Source organism: Anaerobacillus alkaliphilus (assembly GCF_004116265.1).
In the GTDB taxonomy this organism is placed as follows: domain Bacteria; phylum Bacillota; class Bacilli; order Bacillales; family Anaerobacillaceae; genus Anaerobacillus; species Anaerobacillus alkaliphilus.
In genome coordinates this window covers 770,211-789,554 of record NZ_QOUX01000046.1, presented here as the reverse complement: position 1 = coordinate 789,554, position 19,344 = coordinate 770,211, and the positions used below count along the sequence as shown (strand labels likewise).

17 protein-coding genes and 1 other annotated feature are annotated in these 19,344 nt (G+C 37.0%); of the genes, 14 read left to right on the top strand and 3 right to left on the bottom strand.

Features of this window, described 5'->3' with window-relative positions:
- Positions 1-122: 122 nt before the first annotated feature.
- Both lon and yihA read left to right on the top strand, forming a co-directional pair.
- On the top strand, positions 123-2,444 hold the full coding sequence (gene lon, locus DS745_RS19065) for an endopeptidase La (RefSeq protein ID WP_129079803.1): 2,322 nt from the start codon (positions 123-125) through the stop codon (positions 2,442-2,444).
- Entirely contained in the window at positions 2,441-3,055 is a 615-nt protein-coding gene (yihA, locus tag DS745_RS19060) for a ribosome biogenesis GTP-binding protein YihA/YsxC (RefSeq protein WP_129079802.1), read from the top strand. Before lon ends, yihA begins: the two co-directional genes overlap by 4 nt.
- A 27-nt stretch (positions 3,056-3,082) precedes the next feature.
- Here yihA and DS745_RS19055 read toward each other — a convergent pair whose 3' ends face one another.
- Positions 3,083-3,931 (bottom strand): DUF4309 domain-containing protein, encoded by an 849-nt coding sequence (locus DS745_RS19055; protein ID WP_129079801.1) that lies wholly within the window; start codon positions 3,929-3,931, stop codon positions 3,083-3,085.
- Positions 3,932-4,377: 446 nt separating this feature from the next.
- Positions 4,378-4,854 (bottom strand): LiaI-LiaF-like domain-containing protein, encoded by a 477-nt coding sequence (locus tag DS745_RS19050; protein ID WP_129079800.1) that lies wholly within the window; start codon positions 4,852-4,854, stop codon positions 4,378-4,380.
- Positions 4,855-5,203: 349 nt separating this feature from the next.
- Here DS745_RS19050 and hemA point away from each other — a divergent pair, with 349 nt between their 5' ends.
- The 10 genes from hemA to DS745_RS19000 all read left to right on the top strand — a co-directional run bounded on the left by hemA (position 5,204) and on the right by DS745_RS19000 (position 16,381).
- Positions 5,204-6,568 (top strand): glutamyl-tRNA reductase, encoded by a 1,365-nt coding sequence (gene hemA / locus DS745_RS19045; RefSeq protein ID WP_129079799.1) that lies wholly within the window; start codon positions 5,204-5,206, stop codon positions 6,566-6,568.
- Between the two features lie 18 nt (positions 6,569-6,586).
- A complete protein-coding gene (locus tag DS745_RS19040; protein WP_129079798.1) occupies positions 6,587-7,405 on the top strand; it encodes a cytochrome C assembly family protein in 819 nt (272 codons plus the stop codon).
- Positions 7,406-7,516: 111 nt separating this feature from the next.
- The gene (hemC, locus tag DS745_RS19035; protein ID WP_129079797.1) at positions 7,517-8,449 is read left to right on the top strand and encodes a hydroxymethylbilane synthase; all 933 of its coding nucleotides are present in this window, start codon (positions 7,517-7,519) and stop codon (positions 8,447-8,449) included.
- Positions 8,449-9,228, top strand: a complete 780-nt coding sequence (locus DS745_RS19030; protein ID WP_129079796.1) for a uroporphyrinogen-III synthase — start codon at positions 8,449-8,451, stop codon at positions 9,226-9,228. Before hemC ends, DS745_RS19030 begins: the two co-directional genes overlap by 1 nt.
- A complete protein-coding gene (gene hemB / locus DS745_RS19025) occupies positions 9,222-10,190 on the top strand; it encodes a porphobilinogen synthase (RefSeq protein ID WP_129079795.1) in 969 nt (322 codons plus the stop codon). The genes DS745_RS19030 and hemB overlap by 7 nt, the downstream gene beginning before the upstream one ends.
- Before the next feature lie 61 nt (positions 10,191-10,251).
- Positions 10,252-11,538: a glutamate-1-semialdehyde 2,1-aminomutase gene (hemL, locus tag DS745_RS19020; RefSeq protein ID WP_129079794.1), complete on the top strand. Its 1,287-nt coding sequence runs from the start codon at positions 10,252-10,254 to the stop codon at positions 11,536-11,538.
- 199 nt (positions 11,539-11,737) lie between these two features.
- Entirely contained in the window at positions 11,738-13,015 is a 1,278-nt protein-coding gene (gene spoVID, locus DS745_RS19015) for a stage VI sporulation protein D (protein ID WP_129079793.1), read from the top strand.
- A 23-nt stretch (positions 13,016-13,038) separates the two neighbouring features.
- Positions 13,039-13,962, top strand: coding sequence for a hypothetical protein (locus DS745_RS19010; protein WP_129079792.1), 924 nt, complete (start codon positions 13,039-13,041; stop codon positions 13,960-13,962).
- On the top strand, positions 13,959-14,981 hold the full coding sequence (gene ysxE / locus DS745_RS19005) for a spore coat protein YsxE (RefSeq protein WP_129079791.1): 1,023 nt from the start codon (positions 13,959-13,961) through the stop codon (positions 14,979-14,981). Before DS745_RS19010 ends, ysxE begins: the two co-directional genes overlap by 4 nt.
- 51 nt (positions 14,982-15,032) lie before the next feature.
- Positions 15,033-16,381 (top strand): IS3 family transposase gene (locus DS745_RS19000; RefSeq protein WP_129078797.1). Its coding sequence is split into 2 segments (ribosomal slippage): positions 15,033-15,486 and positions 15,486-16,381, totalling 1,350 coding nucleotides; the frame shifts between segments, so codons are not numbered across the junction.
- Positions 16,382-16,556: 175 nt separating this feature from the next.
- On the opposite strand, the gene DS745_RS18995 is transcribed toward DS745_RS19000, so the two are convergent.
- Positions 16,557-16,745, bottom strand: a complete 189-nt coding sequence (locus DS745_RS18995; protein WP_129079790.1) for a hypothetical protein — start codon at positions 16,743-16,745, stop codon at positions 16,557-16,559.
- Between the two features lie 235 nt (positions 16,746-16,980).
- On the opposite strand from DS745_RS18995, the gene DS745_RS18990 reads away from it, so the two are divergent.
- Together DS745_RS18990 and DS745_RS18985 are read left to right on the top strand one after the other, a co-directional pair.
- Positions 16,981-18,195, top strand: a complete 1,215-nt coding sequence (locus DS745_RS18990; RefSeq protein ID WP_129079789.1) for an ABC transporter permease — start codon at positions 16,981-16,983, stop codon at positions 18,193-18,195.
- Entirely contained in the window at positions 18,195-18,866 is a 672-nt protein-coding gene (locus tag DS745_RS18985; RefSeq protein WP_129079788.1) for an ABC transporter ATP-binding protein, read from the top strand. Before DS745_RS18990 ends, DS745_RS18985 begins: the two co-directional genes overlap by 1 nt.
- A gap of 136 nt (positions 18,867-19,002) precedes the next feature.
- Positions 19,003-19,267, top strand: a binding site (T-box leader).
- Positions 19,268-19,344: the final 77 nt, after the last annotated feature.

Sequence of the window (19,344 nt, the reverse complement as noted above, 5' to 3'; positions counted from 1 at the left end):
GTACAAGATTAACTATAACTGGCAACTAGATAATGATTTGATGTAATTGCATTTTACATGCTGACAAAAGTTAAATACTATCTCTTCTTAGTGAGATGGTGTTATATGGAGGTGTATACATAATGGAGAAAGAAACAAAAGTTATTCCCCTTTTGCCGTTACGCGGAATACTTGTTTATCCAACAATGGTACTTCATCTAGACGTGGGGAGAAGTAAATCTGTTCAAGCTCTAGAGCAAGTGATGGTTAATGACCATACCATTTTCTTAGCAACCCAACGTGAAATTGCCATAGATGAACCTACCGAAAATGAAATTTATACAATTGGTACCCTCGCAAAAGTAAAACAAATGCTGAAATTACCAAATGGTACGATACGGGTATTAGTTGAAGGGTTACAACGGGCGAAAGTAGAACGTTTTCTTGAAAATGAAGAATATTTTGAAGTGGAAATGACCCTTATTGATGATGAAATAAGTGGTGATGCGGAAGAACAAGCCTTAATGAGAAACGTTTTACATCAATTTGATCAATATATAAAGCTTTCAAAGAAAATATCAGCTGAGACATTAGCTTCAGTTGCTGATATCCTAGAACCTGGACGTTTGGCAGATGTTGTTGCGTCACATCTTCCTCTAAAGATCGTTCAAAAGCAAGAAATATTAGAAACAATTTCTGTAAAAGATCGTTTAAGTAAATTAATTGAAATCCTTAACAATGAAAAAGAAGTGCTAGGGCTTGAAAAGAAAATTGGTCAACGAGTGAAAAAGTCTATGGAACGCACGCAAAAAGAATACTATTTACGTGAGCAAATGAAGGCGATCCAAAAAGAACTTGGTGACAAAGAAGGTAAAGAAGGGGAAATTGATTCTTTTAAAGAGCGAATTGAGCAAGCAAAAATGCCTGAATCTATTGAAGAAAAGGCTTATAAAGAGCTTGAACGTTATGAAAAGATGCCAGCAACATCAGCAGAAAGTTCAGTAATCCGCAATTATTTAGAGTGGTTAATCACTCTTCCTTGGAATAAAGAAACAACAGATGTATTAGATATTCATCGTACTGAAACAATTTTAAATGAAGATCATTATGGACTTGAAAAAGTAAAAGAGCGTGTTCTTGAATATTTAGCTGTTCAACAGTTAACAAACCAGTTAAAAGGTCCAATCCTATGTTTAGCAGGACCTCCTGGGGTCGGGAAAACCTCTTTAGCCCGTTCGATTTCTCGTTCATTAGATCGAAATTTTGTCCGTATTTCCTTAGGTGGTGTTCGAGATGAAGCGGAGATTAGAGGTCATCGTCGCACGTATGTCGGTGCAATGCCTGGAAGAGTCATTCAAGGAATGAAAAAAGCTGGAACTATCAATCCTGTATTTTTATTGGATGAAATAGATAAGATGGCTAGCGACTTCCGAGGCGATCCATCATCTGCTTTATTAGAGGTATTGGATCCAGAACAGAATAATACGTTTAGTGACCATTTTATTGAAGAGCCTTATGACTTATCAAAGGTTATGTTTATTACGACTGCCAATAATGTTGGTACAATACCAGGTCCGTTACTTGATAGAATGGAGATCATTCATATTCCAGGTTATACTGAAGTTGAAAAGCTTCATATTGCTAAAGACTACCTGTTACCTAAACAAATGAAGGATCATGGACTTGATAAAGGGAAAATTCAAGTGAAGGACGATGCAATGTTAAAGGTCGTTCGCTATTATACACGAGAAGCTGGAGTCCGTAATTTAGAGCGTCAAATGGCAACTCTTTGTCGGAAAGCTGCTAAGATTATCGTATCAAATGAGAAAAAACGTGTTGTAGTTACTGCCAATACGATTGAACAAATGCTAGGTAAGCCAAGATTCCGTTACGGCATTGCAGAGGAAGTAGATCAAATTGGTGCAGCAACAGGTTTAGCCTACACTTCTGCAGGTGGTGACACTCTTGCGATTGAAGTTTCCCTTGCCCCTGGTAAAGGTAAACTAACCCTAACTGGTAAGCTAGGTGATGTCATGAAGGAATCTGCTCAAGCGGCATTTTCATACATCCGCTCACGTTCGGCTGAGCTTCATATTGATCCAACTTTCCATGAGACAAATGACATTCATATCCATGTTCCTGAAGGGGCAACACCAAAAGACGGTCCTTCTGCTGGGATTACCATGGCTACAGCACTTATTTCCGCCCTCACTGGTCGAGCTGTTCGTAAAGAAGTGGGGATGACTGGTGAAATTACGCTAAGAGGACGAGTGTTACCAATTGGTGGGTTAAAGGAAAAATCAATGAGTGCACACCGTGCAGGGTTAAAAATTATTATTCTACCAAAGGATAATGAGAAGGATATAGATGATATTCCAGAGAGTGTCCGCAATGATTTAACATTTATACCAGTATCACACTTAGATGAAGTACTTAAGCATGCGCTAGTAGGAGAGAAGAAATGAAGGTTACACAATCAGATATAGTAATAAGTGCAGTAAAACCAGAGCAATATCCAGCAACAGGCTATCCAGAGGTTGCCCTTGCTGGACGCTCGAATGTAGGTAAGTCTTCTTTCATTAACAAGATGATTAACCGAAAGAACTTAGCGAGAACTTCATCAAGGCCAGGGAAAACACAAACACTTAACTTCTATGTCATTAATGAAATGATGTACTTTGTTGATGTACCTGGTTATGGTTTTGCGAAAGTTTCAAAAAGTGAACGTGACGCATGGGGAAGAATGATTGAAACGTATATTACCAACCGTGATACATTAAAAGCTGTTATTCAGCTAATTGATATCCGTCATGAACCAACAAAAGATGACATTTCCATGTATGAATGGTTAAAGCATTTTGAAATACCAGTGATCATTATTGCCACAAAAGCGGATAAAATCCCTAAAGGGAAATGGCAGAAGCACGAAAAAGTAATCAAAGAGAAATTAAATAAAGATCCTAATGATCCTATTGTCGTTTTCTCCTCTGAAACCGGTTATGGCAAAGAGAAGGCTTGGAGCACTATGGAATCATATTTATTTGGTTCGAAGAAAAATGAACCAGAACAGTTATAAAAAATAAGAAGGCGAAAATTCGCCTTCTTATTTTTTATGGAGCCAGATTGTTGTGACACTCGAAGTTTCTTGATCTGCTTCAAATGATAACGCATAATTACCTAGCTGGTAAGAGTAAGTTAAGATGCTATCTAATTCTGAGTAATGAATACTCGAAGGTTGACCTAACATCGTTGGAACTTCTTGCAAAATCGATTTAATTCGATTACCAGGCATGTTCACGGCCTTTACAACCTCGTTCTCATCAAAGATATAGACGATATCGTTATAAGAATACAAAATTCCACCATTGTACCAATCACTAACAATAGGCTCCCCTTTCAATGCAATTACTTGATCTTTGCTTGTACCAATAGTGATAGGGGATGTATACATTTTTCCTAGTTTTCCAGCAACTAAAAATTCTTCTGTCAACTCTAGATCATGGTAACTTACATAAAAATCGTCAACTCTATCCCATAAATCCAAATAAAAGCGTCCCATCTCAAACCCATATGTTGTAACCTCATCGTTAAATTTATTGATATCAATCAATTCAATTTTATCGTTTCTTAACCACGTGTAAAACTCGATACTTGGTTCTAGACTATGCGGAAGAAATTCTACAAGCACTCCTTGAAATACACCGTCTTTAATCTCCTTTACTTTGTCTATGCTTTTTATGATTTCATCAATAGAAGTAAGCTGACTTTCACTGTATAGTAGTGGAACTTCAAGGAGGTCATCAGAACTAATAAAGGTCTTATCAGCGGCTAAAGCATTTGTATTAACGTCAAACATCTTGTCTACAAGAATACTTGCTTCTCCAAACTGACTGTCAACTGTTCCACAAGCAACTAAAAAACTTAATATAACTAACTGAAAGATATATTTCATGGGAGGCCTCCTCTATTTCATTACATAGCCTCTTACTTCGAGGGTTATTAGAGAAATCCCTAGTAGCATTTGGAAAAACTTTCCGACTCATAATTACATTACTAGTAAGAAGAGTGAAGAATTATAGAAGATGATCGTTGTTTTTTACGAAAGAAGGAGGTCTTTGGTAGAAGAAGTTGTAGAAAAAATGAGGAATATGCAAATGAAAAGTTTTGGAATGACAACAGGTAAATTTCACGGCCAGTGGTTTCGCTATTTTTATGGTTTTACTACTTTTCTAGTTTTCGCGGTCATAAGATCAGTTATTACTGTAAAAAAGGACAAGGGTTCTGTTATTTTTAGGAAAATTAACAGAACCCTTGTCCTTGAAAAGCAAAAAACTACGTTTTTTTATAGAATAACGGAATCCCTGTCCTCGAATTTAGCCTAGGAAGTAATGATCTATATTATTTCCTAAAAAACAATAAATAAATTCCTCCTACTATTAAAGCAATTGGCCAGAAGTTTTCTATATAGCTATAAAGAGATCCAAATAAATCAACGAATTCACTGTACATAAAAGCAACCAATGAAATAAGTAGTAAAATCACTCCCGGGACAAGCCCATCCTTCTTTGTTTTACTATACCTAAAAAGGAAAGCAACACCAATAATTAATGTAAACATCGCCCAGTGATCTGGCCAAAATGAAAATAGATGTAAGCCGTGAAAGTGAATTCCTAAACCGACTAGTAAAATACCAGTAAAAATAGAATGATAGTCTTTTCCAATATAGGCTTGAAACAAAAAAGCTAAGCCGATTATGACAAGAATAGACGGCCATGAAAAAACTGATTGAATAAATGGGATATTGTAATTTTGCAGTAAGAAGATAAGTCCAACACCAATAAGTAATACACCTGGGAAAATACCTTGTCGCTTCACATTTTCTCTCTCCTCAATTATGTATATTCTTTCTAAAATCAAACCATATTCCCTTAAATTTGACAACCTTTTATCTGATTAGCAATAATTCTACATTCTTACAATGTAATTAATCTAAAAACATGTTAAAATGGATGAATGAAAGTTGGATAAGTACGAAAAGATACAATAAAAGGTTATCCTAGTAAAATTTAGACCTACTTTTTCAGGAATTCCCATGATGAATTCACGGTCTGTTCACAATCATATTTTTGTACAAGTTGGTTGACATGTTATAATATGTTGTAGGTATATATTTTTTCGCACGTGAAAAGTATGGAGTTAAGAAACCATTTGGGGGTGAAAAAACGTGCACATCCTAGTTACTAGTTTAAATTATAAATCAACGCCGGTTGAAATTCGAGAAAAGTTTACGTTCCAAGGGGAGGAGCGAACTAGTGCGATTTCTAGGCTTATAAATACGAAAAGCATCTTAGAGGGTGTAATCGTTTCCACTTGTAATCGTACAGAGATTTATGCAGTAGTGGATCAATTACACACGGGAAGATATTATATAAAGAATTTTTTATCACAATGGTTTGATCTACCAATGGATGATTTTGTTGAGTATTTAGATATTTATGAAAATGATCGTGCAATAGAGCATCTATTCCGAGTTACCTGTGGATTAAATTCAATGGTAGTCGGAGAAACACAAATTCTTGGTCAAATTAAAGAGAGTTTTCTATTTGCGCAAGAGCAACAAGCTACAGGTACTGTTTTCAATCAATTATTTAAGCAGGCCGTTACTTTAGCAAAACGAGCGCATTCTGAAACATCAATTGGTGAAAATGCTGTTTCTGTAAGTTATGCTGCTGTTGAATTAGGAAAAAAAATATTTGGTGATTTCAAAAATAAGCACGTCCTTATTTTTGGTGCGGGTAAGATGAGTGAGCTTACAGGTAAACATCTTCATGCCAATGGTGTAGGCAAAGTAACTGTTATTAATAGAACGATGACTAAGGCAGTTGAATTAGCTGATAAGCTTTTAGGTGACGCAAGACCGTTAAATGAATTAACAGAGGCATTAGTCGATGCGGATATCTTAATTAGTTCTACTGGGGCAAAAGATTATGTAGTAACAAAAGAGATAGTCGAATCTATTCTTAAAAAGCGTAAAGGTCGTCCGTTGTTTATGGTAGATATTGCAGTTCCACGTGATATTGACCCTTCATTAAGTAAATTAGAAAGTGTTTACTTGTATGATATTGATGACTTAGAAGGAATTGTAGCAGCTAATCTAGATGAGCGAAAACGTGAAGCTGATAAAATTGAAATTATGATTGATAATGAAATAGCAGATTTCAAAAACTGGTTGAGTACGTTAGGAGTGGTTCCTATTATTTCTTCATTACGTTCAAAAGCCCTTGCCGTTCAGGAAGAAACAATGGCTAGTCTTGAGCGAAAATTACCGAATTTATCAGACCGTGAAAAGAAAGTGTTAAGTAAACATATGAAGAGTATTGTGAACCAGCTTTTACGTGATCCGATTGTAGCTGCAAAAGAATTAGCTGCTGAACCAGATGCAGAAGAGTCTTTAGCATTGTTTACAAGAATTTTCGCCCTTGAATCGGAAGCTGCAGAGGAAAAAGAGTCCTGTAGTCAGTTAGGGGAGAAAGCAGAAGTTAAGCTAGAAGTCGTAGCTTATCCAAGAGATGCTGTAGTTCGCTCCTAAGAGAGGAGTTTTTCGGCAATGTTGAATTTTATCTATATGTTCACTGTGGTTTTATATTGTTTAAGTGTCATAGGCTATTTTGTTGATTTCTTACACAACAACCAGAAGGTAAATCGTATCTCCTTCTGGTTGCTTTCTATTGTCTGGATACTTCAGACAATCTTTTTCATTTCACGAATGGTTGAGTACAACCGTTTGCCAATTATGACATCGTTTGAAGGGCTTTTCTTCTATGCGTGGATAATCGTGAGTGTTTCACTAGTTATAAATTGGTTTTTTAAAGTGGATTTCTTTGTATTTTTCACAAATATTTTCGGTTTCGCAATCATGACCTTTAGTGTTTTTGTTCCTACTGGTGATGTACCAGCGACATTGCAGGAGCTTTTAACATTTGAGTTGTTGTTTATTCATATAACACTTGTATTATTGGCATATGGTTCGTTTACCTTCGCCTTTATTTTCTCGATAATGTATTATTACCAGCACCAAATGTTGAAAAAGAAGCGGTGGGGAAAGCGATTAATCCGTTTTGGAGATTTGTCTAAATCAGAGCATCTTGCATTTATGTTTACAATGCTTGGCTTCCCGCTATTATTAATGGGTGTGATCTTGGGGATTATTTGGGCAGCCGTTGCTCTAGATCAAATACCATGGCTTGATGCAAAGGTAATTACTTCAGTTTTAGTATTAGTGGTTTATGGCTATTACTTATATAGAAGAGTAGTAAACAAAATTCAGGGGTATTCATTAGTATTACTGAACATTGCCGGCTTCCTTCTTATATTAATTAATTACTTTTTATCAGGAACGCTTTCAAAGTTTCATTTATGGTACTAAAAGATAATTGTGAATGTTAAATTGTGAATTTTGAATTGAAGTAGAAATTCCTTCAAGCCTTTAATTCATAATTCATAATTCACAATTCAAAATTATTCATGGGGGTTTATCATGCGTAAAATTATTGTTGGTTCTAGAAAAAGTCAGCTAGCTTTAACTCAAACGAATTGGGTGATTGATCAACTAAAGAAAATTGACGATTCTTTCGAGTTTGAAGTTGAGAAGATTGTGACTAAAGGTGATCAAATTCTAGATGTAACTTTATCTAAAGTTGGTGGAAAAGGTTTATTCGTGAAAGAAATTGAGCAAGCAATGCTTAATAATGAGATAGATATGGCTGTCCATAGTATGAAGGATATGCCTGCAGTTTTACAACCTGGCTTAACAATTGGAGCAGTACCAAAGCGTGTAGATCCTCGTGATGCCCTCATTTCAAATAGTGGTAAAGGTTTAATGGACTTAGAGCCAGGAACAGTTGTGGGAACAAGTAGCTTACGCCGGTCTGCACAACTTCTAGCTAAACGTCCAGATTTAGAGATTAAGTGGATCCGTGGGAACATCGATTCTCGTTTGAAAAAATGTAAAGACGGCGAGTATGATGCGATTATTTTAGCTGCAGCAGGACTTGAGCGGATGGGGTGGAGTTCAGAGGTAGTTACAGAATATTTGTCTTCTGAATTATGCGTACCAGCAGTTGGGCAAGGTGCGTTAGGGATTGAATGTCGTGAAGATGATAAAGAATTAAGAGAGCTTTTAAACAAATTTACTGATGAGCAAACAAAGCGCTGTGTAACTGCTGAGCGTGCATTCCTTCATAAAATTGAGGGTGGTTGCCAGGTGCCAATCGCCGGCTACGCGGAGTTAAACGCAAATGGTGAAATCGTTCTTGTTGGTTTAGTTGGTTCACCAGACGGGAAAACAATTTTACAGGAAACACTAGTTGGGACAGATCCACAAAGTTTAGGAATAGAATTAGCGAATAAGCTCCTTGAGAAAGGTGCAAAAGAAATTCTTGATGCTGTGAAGGCAGACCTAGATATATAATGTCTCTTCAAGGGAAACGAATATTAGTAACGAGGGCAAAGGCGCAAGCTTCTGCTCTCTCATTTCAAATTCAGAAAAATGGTGGAGTTCCAATTGAGTTACCTCTTATTACTATAACTGGTATAACAGACAAAACAGCAATTCTCAATGCGATCAATACAATACATACATATAATTGGATTGTTTTTACAAGTAAAAATGGGATAGACTTTTTCATGAAGGAATACATGGCTTATAGGCGAGATATAAAAATTCCTTGTAAAATTGCTGTTGTTGGAAAAAAAACAGAAGAAAGTCTACTTAGTTATGGCCTTAAAGCTGATTTATTACCGGAAACTTTTGTAGCAGAGAGTTTATTACAAAGTCTAAGTAAGGTTGTTCATCGAGGAGAGCGTGTATTAATCCCACGTGGCAACTTAGCTAGAGATGTCATATCCGATGGATTACGTGCCAATCAGATTTTTGTTCAAGAACTAACTGTATATGAAACTGTCATTGAGAAAAGCTCGAAAGATCATCTCTATAGAGCCATTAAAAATCACGAGATAGATATTGTAACGTTTACGAGTTCATCAACAGTTGACTATTTTGTTCGTTTATTAGAGGGGACAAAGTGGCGAGAGTATATAGAACAATTAATGTTTGTTTCTATTGGACCAATTACAACAAAAACTATGCTAAAACATCGACTACCTGTTCATATCGAACCTGAAGAATATACCATTCAAGGCATGCTTACTAGTATCATGGAAACTCTAAAGGAGGAAAGATCATGTTAGAATTCAAAAGACATCGACGCTTACGTCAAACAGCCAATTTGCGCTCAATGGTAAGAGAAACTCAGTTAAAGAAAGAAGATTTAATTTATCCGCTATTTGTCGTAGAGGGTGAAAACCAAAAGAACGAAGTTGCTTCTATGCCGGGAGTTTTTCAGATATCACTTGATTTGTTAGAAGAAGAAATTCAATCGATTACGGATTTAGGAATTGTTTCTGTCATTGTTTTTGGAGTGCCAAAGGAGAAAGATGAGGTTGGGACGTCTGCTTACTGTGAAAATGGAATTGTTCAACAAGCAATAAGAAAGATTAAGAAACTTAATCAGGAATTAGTGGTAATTGCTGACACATGTCTTTGTCAGTTTACGAACCATGGGCATTGCGGTGTGATCGAAGAAGGAACGGTTCTAAATGATCCAACATTAGAACTTCTTGCGAAAACAGCTGTTTCACAAGCAAAAGCGGGTGCTGATATCATTGCTCCTTCAAACATGATGGACGGATTTGTAGCAGCCATTCGTCATGGCTTAGATGAAGCTGGATTTGCTCATATACCAATTATGTCGTATGCAGTTAAATACGCTTCCGCATTTTATGGCCCTTTTAGAGACGCCGCTCATAGTGCTCCTTCATTTGGTGATCGTAAAACCTATCAAATGGACCCTGCCAATCGTTTAGAGGCTCTTCGTGAAGCAGAAAGTGATGTCTTAGAAGGTGCTGACTTTTTAATTGTAAAACCAGCGCTATCTTATCTAGATATCATTCGTGAAGTAAAAGACAATTTTTCTTTTCCAGTTGTTGCTTATAATGTAAGTGGTGAGTATTCAATGATTAAAAGTGCAAGTATGAACGGTTGGATTGATGAAAAAGCTGTTGTTATGGAAAAGCTAATTAGTATGAAGCGCGCTGGTGCGGATTTAATCATTACCTATTTTGCTAAAGACGTGGCCAAATGGCTTAGCTAAATTTTCATCAAAGAGTGTAGAGCCATTTTCTCTACACTCTATATTATGAAGGGGGATTAAAATGAGATCATTTGAAAAATCAAGTGCAGCATTTGCAAAAGCTAAAGAATTACTTCCAGGTGGGGTAAACAGTCCTGTTCGTGCCTTTAAATCAGTGAAAATGGATCCAGTATTTATGGAGCGAGGGAAAGGCTCGAAAATTTTTGATATTGATGGAAATGAGTACATAGACTATGTTCTTTCGTGGGGACCTCTTGTTTTGGGACATGCGGATGATCAGGTAACAGAAGCAATCAAGAAAACCGCTGAGCTCGGAACAAGTTTTGGTGCACCAAGTGAATTAGAAACAAAAATGGCCGTATTGGTTATAGAGCGCGTTCCAAGTGTTGAAGTAGTTCGTATGGTTAACTCTGGTACCGAAGCAACAATGAGTGCCTTACGTTTAGCTCGTGGCTACACTGGTCGTAATAAGATCTTAAAATTTGAGGGTTGCTACCATGGTCATGGGGATTCTCTATTAATTAAAGCGGGGTCAGGTGTAGCGACATTAGGGTTGCCTGATAGCCCAGGAGTTCCAGAAGCTGTTGCAATGAATACGTTAACCGTACCTTATAATGATTTAGAAAGCTTAAGCTACGCTTTTGAACAATATGGCGACGATATTGCAGCAGTTATCTTAGAACCTGTAGCTGGGAATATGGGAGTTGTATTACCACAACCTGGTTTCTTAGAGGCAATCCGTGAAATAACTACAAAAAACGGATCGCTACTAATTTTTGATGAAGTAATGACTGGATTCCGTGTTGGCTACAATTGTGCTCAAGGCGTATTTGGAATTACCCCTGACCTTACGTGTTTAGGCAAAGTAATTGGTGGTGGTCTTCCTGTTGGTGCTTATGGTGGTAAACGTGAGATCATGGAAATGATCGCACCAAGTGGACCAATTTATCAAGCGGGTACATTATCTGGTAATCCATTGGCGATGACTGCTGGTTATGAAACATTATCTCAACTAACTCCAGATCATTATGCTGAATTTGATCGATTAGGGAAAAAGCTTGCTGAAGGTTTATCGGAAGCTGCAACGAAGTATGGCATTCCACACAGAACGAGCCTAGCAGGTTCAATGGTTGGGTTTTTCTTCACAGATCAAGAAGTCATTAACTACGAAACAGCAAAAACATCTGACCTAGATCGCTTTGCAACGTATTTCCGTTATATGTTAGAAGAAGGTGTATCATTACCTCCATCTCAGTTTGAAGGAATGTTCCTTTCAACGAAACATACGGATGAGGATATCGAAAAAACAATTGCAGCTGCCGAAAAGGCGTTTGCGAAGTTAATATAGTAATATTCTTGAGGGTCTAGCACTAAGATATAGTGTTGGACCTTTTTTATTTACAATTAATGTGGAATTTTCCTTAAAAGAATCATATTTTCCCAAGTCTTGTCATACATCTTTAACGTATTGGTATAAGTCCGTTAAACGGGACGTGTTCCTTCAGTTGCGGAAGTAATTCAAATAATAAATCGAGGAGGAGAGGTAGTTGACACAAGATCATTCATCAAAGCTATCATTTTCCATTGAAGAATCAGTGTGGCTGAATAAAGGGCAGGAAGTAGACGAAATCATATCATTATCATTAGATCCAGAAATTACTGTACAAGAACAAGGGGAATACGTATTAATTCGCGGTGGTTTGAAACTAACAGGTGAATATCGATCAAATAATAACGCAACTTCTTCTGAAGAAACAGAGTCACTTGCATCGCAAGTAGCATTTCGTTCTATTGAGGAAGTGACATTAAATGAGGATGGAACAGGAGAGATTAGGCACCATTTTCCGATTGATGTAACGATTCCACAAGAGCGTATTCGAAGTTTAGATGATATTTTTGTTATTGTCGACTCATTTGACTACGACTTACCAGAACGTGGCTGCATTCAATTGACTGCAGATATCTCAATTACTGGTATGGCATCTGGTACTACTAAACGGGATGCTGTTGAAGAGCTTAATAGTTCGGAAGAAGAAGAGCGAACCTTCCATTTTGAGGCTTACAATCAAGAACAAGCTGAAGAGGTTGAAACTGTTGTAGCGTTTCCTTCTGGAGAGGCAGAGGAAACAGTGGAAGTTGAACGAGTAGAGGAAGAGCAGGAAGTTGTTTTAGAGCAAGTGGAAGAAGCAGAAATTGTGCTTGAAGCAAATGAGGCTGCTCAGGAAGTACGTTCTAGTGACGGAGTAGAACTAACTGATCAAGAAGTTGAAACTGAAAGGGAGCGTGCTGAAGAAGCTGCGCTAGAGTCAGTTTCAGAAGAAGTAGTGGAAGAAGTTGAAACCGTAGAAGAAGTACCTGCAGCAGCTGTTGAAGTAAAAGAAGTGAAGATGCCAGCTATTGCTTTCGGTGTAATCAAGGATCGTCCTAAAGATAGTACAGAGTCAAATGCTAGTGGAGAACCAGTAGCAAAAAGTGAAGGCTTTAGTTTATCAAAGAGCTTCTCTACCACTAGAAGACAAGAAGTAAAACAACAGAAACAGTCAGAGGTAAGAAAAGATACGGAAGCATCGGAACATGAAGAAACGCAAGTAGTCGAAGCAAAAACACCACGAGAAGAAAATGCGTTATATTTAACAAAAATGCTTACTAAGGGTGAAGGTGAGCAGTTTAAGAAGTTAAAAATTTGTATCATTAGGGAAAACGAAACGTTAGAAACGATTGCTGCAAGATATGAAATAACACAAAGTACATTAATTCGTGTTAATCGGTTAAATGACTCAAATGTTACAGAGGGACAAATCTTGTATATTCCTGTAACACAATAAAGCGATGGATAGGGTGCAGGAACATGGATATGTTACGTCGAGTGAAGATAGAGTACGGGCTATCAGATTTGCAATGGGTGAAGACGGATGAAATTTTCCAAAGTGAGAGTGGAAAAAAACGGATTCGGTTCTGGAAGGATAAACAACTGCTCCAATGGCATGTGAAATGGCGTGACGAGATCAGTAAGCAGTCAGGGATATTGCTAGATAGAATGATCCGTACAAAAGATGGCGAGCCATTTTTCATTTGTGACAAAGGCTGGGCAACGATTCATGATGAAATTGATGGAGAGTACCCAACCCTTGGGAAAGAAAAAGACTGGGGAAGGCTTATTGGTCATTCATTAGCCTATGGGCTTCATCAAAGTGACGAATGTCAACGATTTAGAAAAAGGCAAGAGCCTTCCCTAAAATCAGTAAAACAAATGATAGATCAACTCGACGATATCGACCCGATGGTAAAGCTTGTATTAGAGCGTAGTTATTTTGAGGCAAATAATCGCTCAAGAAAAGCACAACAATTAAAGAAACGTATTCAACAAAACAAACTCCCTATCCTAACGCCATTTTCAAATCTAGAGAATGCAAGAGAAGTGTTTTTCCATCTGTTTTGGGTATGCGGCGCTGATCAACCTGTTCAAGGCTATGAACCTGTTCGGAAGTTTTTAGAAGATTGGTTTAGTAACAACGGAGAAGACTCTACGATCGCATTACTAGACAATATTGATCACTACTTTTCACTAAAAGAGGAACAAGGTTTACTCCTGATTACTGAGCTATTAACACCATATGAGTTAGATCAAACGGTAATTAGATTATCGGAAAAAAATTCTGAAACGGCTAAAATCATGGATGATTATTTTAAGGATTGGGAAACGACAAGAAAGCTCGTGATATTGTTAAGTGGTTGGATTGAGAAAGAAAGAGAAAAGGCGGTGGCTAAATGATTACAAATAACGCACCCCAGAACTCTATCGGGCATATTCTTTTCCAATATGACTTATATCCTGAGAAAATTGAACAGTTTGGTAAAGTAAAGAAAATTGTATCTTCTCGGGGAACATTTGCCCTAAAAGAAACGAGAATGACTCAAGATCAAGCAAACTGGTTTTGCCATTGTATGAGTAGATTACAAAAACTTAACTATAAACAAGTAGTCCCACTTGTTGCGACGAAATATGGTGATTTAACAGTTACAAAAGGGAATAAAACCTATTATTTGCAGCCTTGGTTTACAGAGGACCCGCAAATTCCTGAAGAGAAAAAAGAAAAAATCCTCTTTAAACAATTGGGGAAGCTTCACGGGTTAACGGTAAAACATCAAGAGTTTTCAAAAGAAACGATTGAAACATCAGCACAGGATCTAATTAGTAGATGGGAGAAGCGCAGGCTTGATATGGAATATTTTGCTGAAGAGGCAGAACGAAAAACCTATATGTCTCCTTTTGAACTCACGTTTCTCACACATTATAGTCGACTAGATATGATGGCGACTACAGCTACAAAATATCTTAAAGAGTGGCATGATCAGTGTTTAGAAAAGCAGAGTTACCGTGCAGTCCTTTGCCATAGCAAACTAGATCGCTCTCATATTTTCTATCATCCGAATGGGTACGGATATTTATTTAATTTTGAAAAGGCAGAACTTGATACACCTGCACGAGATTTAGCGATATCCTTTCGAAAATCGTTTCAATACACGCTTTGGAATGAGGATCAGGGAGCAGAATGGTTGGATACGTATCAGCAATTCTTGCTTTTAGAAGAAGAAGAGAAGAAATTGTTTGCAAGCTATTTAATCTATCCGGAACTAATCTTTCATTGCTTGGACCTTTATAAAAATAGAGATGGAAGTATAACAGAATTACAATACGTTCAATTATTAGAAAAACGTATTATTACGATGACTAGGGTACAACACTTTATTCACCAGACATTATTAAATGATAAAAGCAGTCAACCTTGAACTGCACCCCAATTGTTAGACACAACTAACGATTGGGGTGCAGTTTTATTTATGACTAAATTTACAAGTGATACGAAATTAATGATCATTGAAGGCTATAACTCGAAAATAACTTCTCAAAAAGAATATGCAAAGCAGCTAGGTGTTACAAGAGCACAATTCCAATATTGGTTGAAGTTATATGAATTACATGGAGAAGAAGGACTTAAAAACACCTATACAAACTGTTCTGTTGGATTTAAACTAGATGTACTAAACTACATGGTTCAAACTGGTGCGTCATTAATGGATACCGCAGCCCTTTTTAAACTCTCTAGTTATACAATGGTGTATGATTGGCAGAAAAAGATGGAGGTTGGTGGTGTAGAAGCCCTTGAACCGAAACAAAAGGGACGTCTATCCATGAAAAATAAATCTACTAACCAACCAAAAGAGGCACCAGCCAAAGGATCAGTCGAGGCATATGAAGCGCGTATAAGACAATTAGAAATGGAAAATGAGTATTTAAAAAAGTTGAATGCCTTAGTTCAAAAAAAATCACCAAACAAGACAAAGCACAAGTAGTCTATGAATTAAGGCATAAATACCCGGTGAAGGCACTCGTGAAGCTCGCTGATATTCCACGTAGTACATACTATGATTTAGTGAAGAGAATGAAACGTCCAGATTCAGACAGTGATTTAAAAGCTGAAATTAAGGCCATTTATGAAGAACATGAAGGTCGTTACGGTTACCGTCGTATTCGTGATGAGCTAACAATTCGTGGGCAAAAAGTGAATCACAAAAAGGTTCAACGTATCATGAAAGAGCTTGGTCTAAAATGTCTGGTACGCATGAAAAAATATAAATCTTACAAAGGTACTGTAGGAAAAATCGCGCCGAATCATTTAGATCGCCAATTTACAGCGGATGCCCCAAATCAGAAGTGGGTAACGGATATTACAGAGTTTAAATTATTTGGTGAGAAACTCTATTTATCACCTGTATTAGATTTATTTAATGGAGAAATTATTACGTATACAATCGGCTCAAGACCAACATATTCACTTGTTTCAAAGATGTTAGAGAAAGCTCTAGAGAGGTTACCAGAAGAGCATGAACTACTAATGCATTCAGACCAAGGTTGGCATTATCAGATGAAACAGTATTGTCATGCCCTCCAAGAAAGAGGAATCATTCAAAGTATGTCTCGTAAAGGAAACTGTTACGATAATTCGGTGATGGAAAATTTCTTTGGGATTATGAAATCAGAATTCCTTTATTATAAGGAATTTGAAAGTATAGAGCATTTTATGCAAGAACTGGAAAAGTATATGAAATACTATAATACGAAACGGATGAAGGCAAAATTAAAAATGAGTCCGGTACAATACCGAACTCATTTTGAGCAAGCTGCCTGACAAAATAACCGTGTCTAACTTTTAGGGGTCACTTCACCTTCATAAGGCTGGCTGCTTTTTTTATGAAATGATAGAATAACGTAAGCAGTTGATTGAATAACCTGCTCAATTGATAGAATAAGTCTTTAAGTTGATCGAATAACTCCCTCAAATGATAGAATTGTAATGAACGAGCTTAAAATAACCCTATTACATAGGATAAATACATGAAAACAAGGATTGCTAATAACACAACATCAATCGTTGTAGGAAATAAAATTGTTCGAAATAGCTGAAAAACTGTTAAAGGAATTAGAAATTGATAGCCAACATCACGAACTCTTCGTAACCAAAGAGGAAGTCGGTATTTACCTTTTTTAAACACAAAAAGACCTCCTTTTTTCTCCTTTTCTTGTAATTATCATATGCACAGGTAAATAGGCTTGTGAATAAGTTTTCCATAAACGTATAACATAAGGAAAAAGAAGGAAGTGACTCTTTTGAATCAAATTTTTCTTATGTATGAAATTCTCTGGGGAATTGTTTGTATCTGGCTCATTTGGTTTGTTGTTCGTGTCGTGTTTAGTAAAGAAAATGATCAATAGTACGAGGTGCCTCTTTTGAAAGTAATATTTCGAATTGCTTGGAAAATAATAAAGGAAAAACGTCAGCGTGCTTTTTTGCTTGGAGGAAGTACAGCGGTTGCTGCTTTCTTGTTATTTACAAGTTATTTCTTTATACATTCTTTAAATGATAGCATGGGTGCAATTGAGGGACGATTGGGTGCGGATATTATCGTTGTCCCTAAAGGAATGGGCGCTTATGCAGGCGAAAACATTGTCACAGGTGCAGTAAATGACCTCTATTTTGATGAGAGCCTAGTCGTCGATCAAATTTCCAAGATAGACGACATCACTGAATGGGCACCCCAACTGTTTTTAGAAACGATTTCAACCTCTTGTTGTGGGACAATGGGAGATTTTCCTGTAGTCGCTTATGACCCTGAACGAGATTTCACATTAAAAACATTCATGCCGGGGTTTCAGCAGTTAGCTGAAAATGAGATTGTCATCGGTATACATGCTGGCGGGGAACGATTTTTATATCATTACGATGATGAATATATTAAAGAAAAAGTCATGTTATTCCAAGAACCATTTATGGTTAAAAATGCCTTATTTCCAACAGGTACAGGCGCAGACGAGACCATTTTCATGAGATTAGATACAGCGAGAACTTTGATAGCCAAGGTAGACCCATTAAAACATCTTTCCACATCAGCGTTATCAGCTATATATATAAATACAACTCCTCATACACAACTCTTTGTGAAACAGCAACTTGAGTTAGGTTCAAAAGGGGTAGATGTAGTACTAGGCTCTGGTCTTAAAGACCAACTACAACAGCAGGTATTTCCATTAAAGCTACTAAGCTACATCATGATTGCAGTTGCGTTGTCTTTAACTCTTTTACAAGTAGTTACCCTATTTTCAGCATTAATCAGAGAAAGGCAAAAAGAAATTGGGGTCTTATTTGCACTAGGTGTTACAAAAACGAATGTGTACCAACTATTACTTGTAGAGGCGGCAATTGTTTCAATAATTGGTAGCAGTGTAGGAGTGCTATTTTCATTAAGTATCTTATATGATCAACAGACTCTCTTATATTTGATTTTTCAATTGCCACTAGTCTTACCTGATTTTCAAACGAGCCTGATGATTGGCTTGGTAACAATATTCATAATAATGGTTTGCACGATAATCGCTGCATTTTTTCCTGTTCGTGCTTTTTTCTCGCAAGAACCTTATGAGGTTATGACAGAAGGTGAGAGCTAATGATAATGTTCGAAGATGTTAATAAGGAATACTTCCTTACTAGAAGGAAATCAATTCTTGCTTTAAAGAATATAAATTTTAGTATTAATAAAGGAGACTTCGTTTCTATCGTCGGACCTTCGGGTAGTGGGAAATCAACACTACTAGCATTGGCTAGCTTGCTAGACAAGCAAACATCTGGTGAGATTTGGATAGATGGTACCAAAACATCACAGCTAAAAGACAGTGAAAGAACAAATTTACGTTTTAAACTGTTTGGGATGATCTTTCAATTTGCAAGCTTAACTCCAGGAGTGCCTCTCTTAGAAAATGTTATGCTACCGTTACTGTTACGAGGTGAGAAGCGGCAACACTTAGAAGCAAGAGCATTGTCTCTTCTTCAAACAGTTGGTATAAAAGAAGATTATACTTCGCACCTACCCTATCAACTTAGTGGTGGTGAACAACGTCGAGTTGCGGTTGCAAGGGCGTTATTAAAACGACCGGAGGTACTTTTTGCAGATGAGCCTACCTCAGCTTTGGATGCAGTGACAGCAAAAGAAATTACAAATTTATTTCAGCGATTAAATCAACAAGGTACAACGATTATCATGGTGACCCATGATCGTCAACTTGCCAAAGAGGGAACTTCATTGCTTGAAATAAAAGACGGGGAATTACTGAAAACCTAATTGTCCATTATGAATTATGACTTGCTAGTGTATGGTGGTAAAAAAAATAGGCAATACTTTTAATGGAAATTTTCATGGAAGCTATTGACGGTTTTCAATGTAACCATGTAAAATGTTAGTACACAATTTGAATACGAGACATGCTTAGATTGGGAAGAGTACATCTCTAATACCACCAGAGAGAAAAATCATGTTATTGGATAACATTGCTGAGAGATTTTTCAGGAGCTAAAGATAGAAGGTCGCCCATGAGCAGCTTATTTGAATGAAAAGTTACTTACTTTTCTTAGTAGCTTAAGCCGGTTTATAACCGTTAGATGAATGAAGTGTGCAGTTAGCAACGTTTTTTTGCTAACCGCAAACAAAGGTGGTACCGCGAATATACTCTCTTCGTCCTTTGAGGATGGAGGGAGTTTTTTTATTTAATTATGAATTATGAATGATGAATTTTGAATTGCTCTTGGGTTAGTCCTCGAAG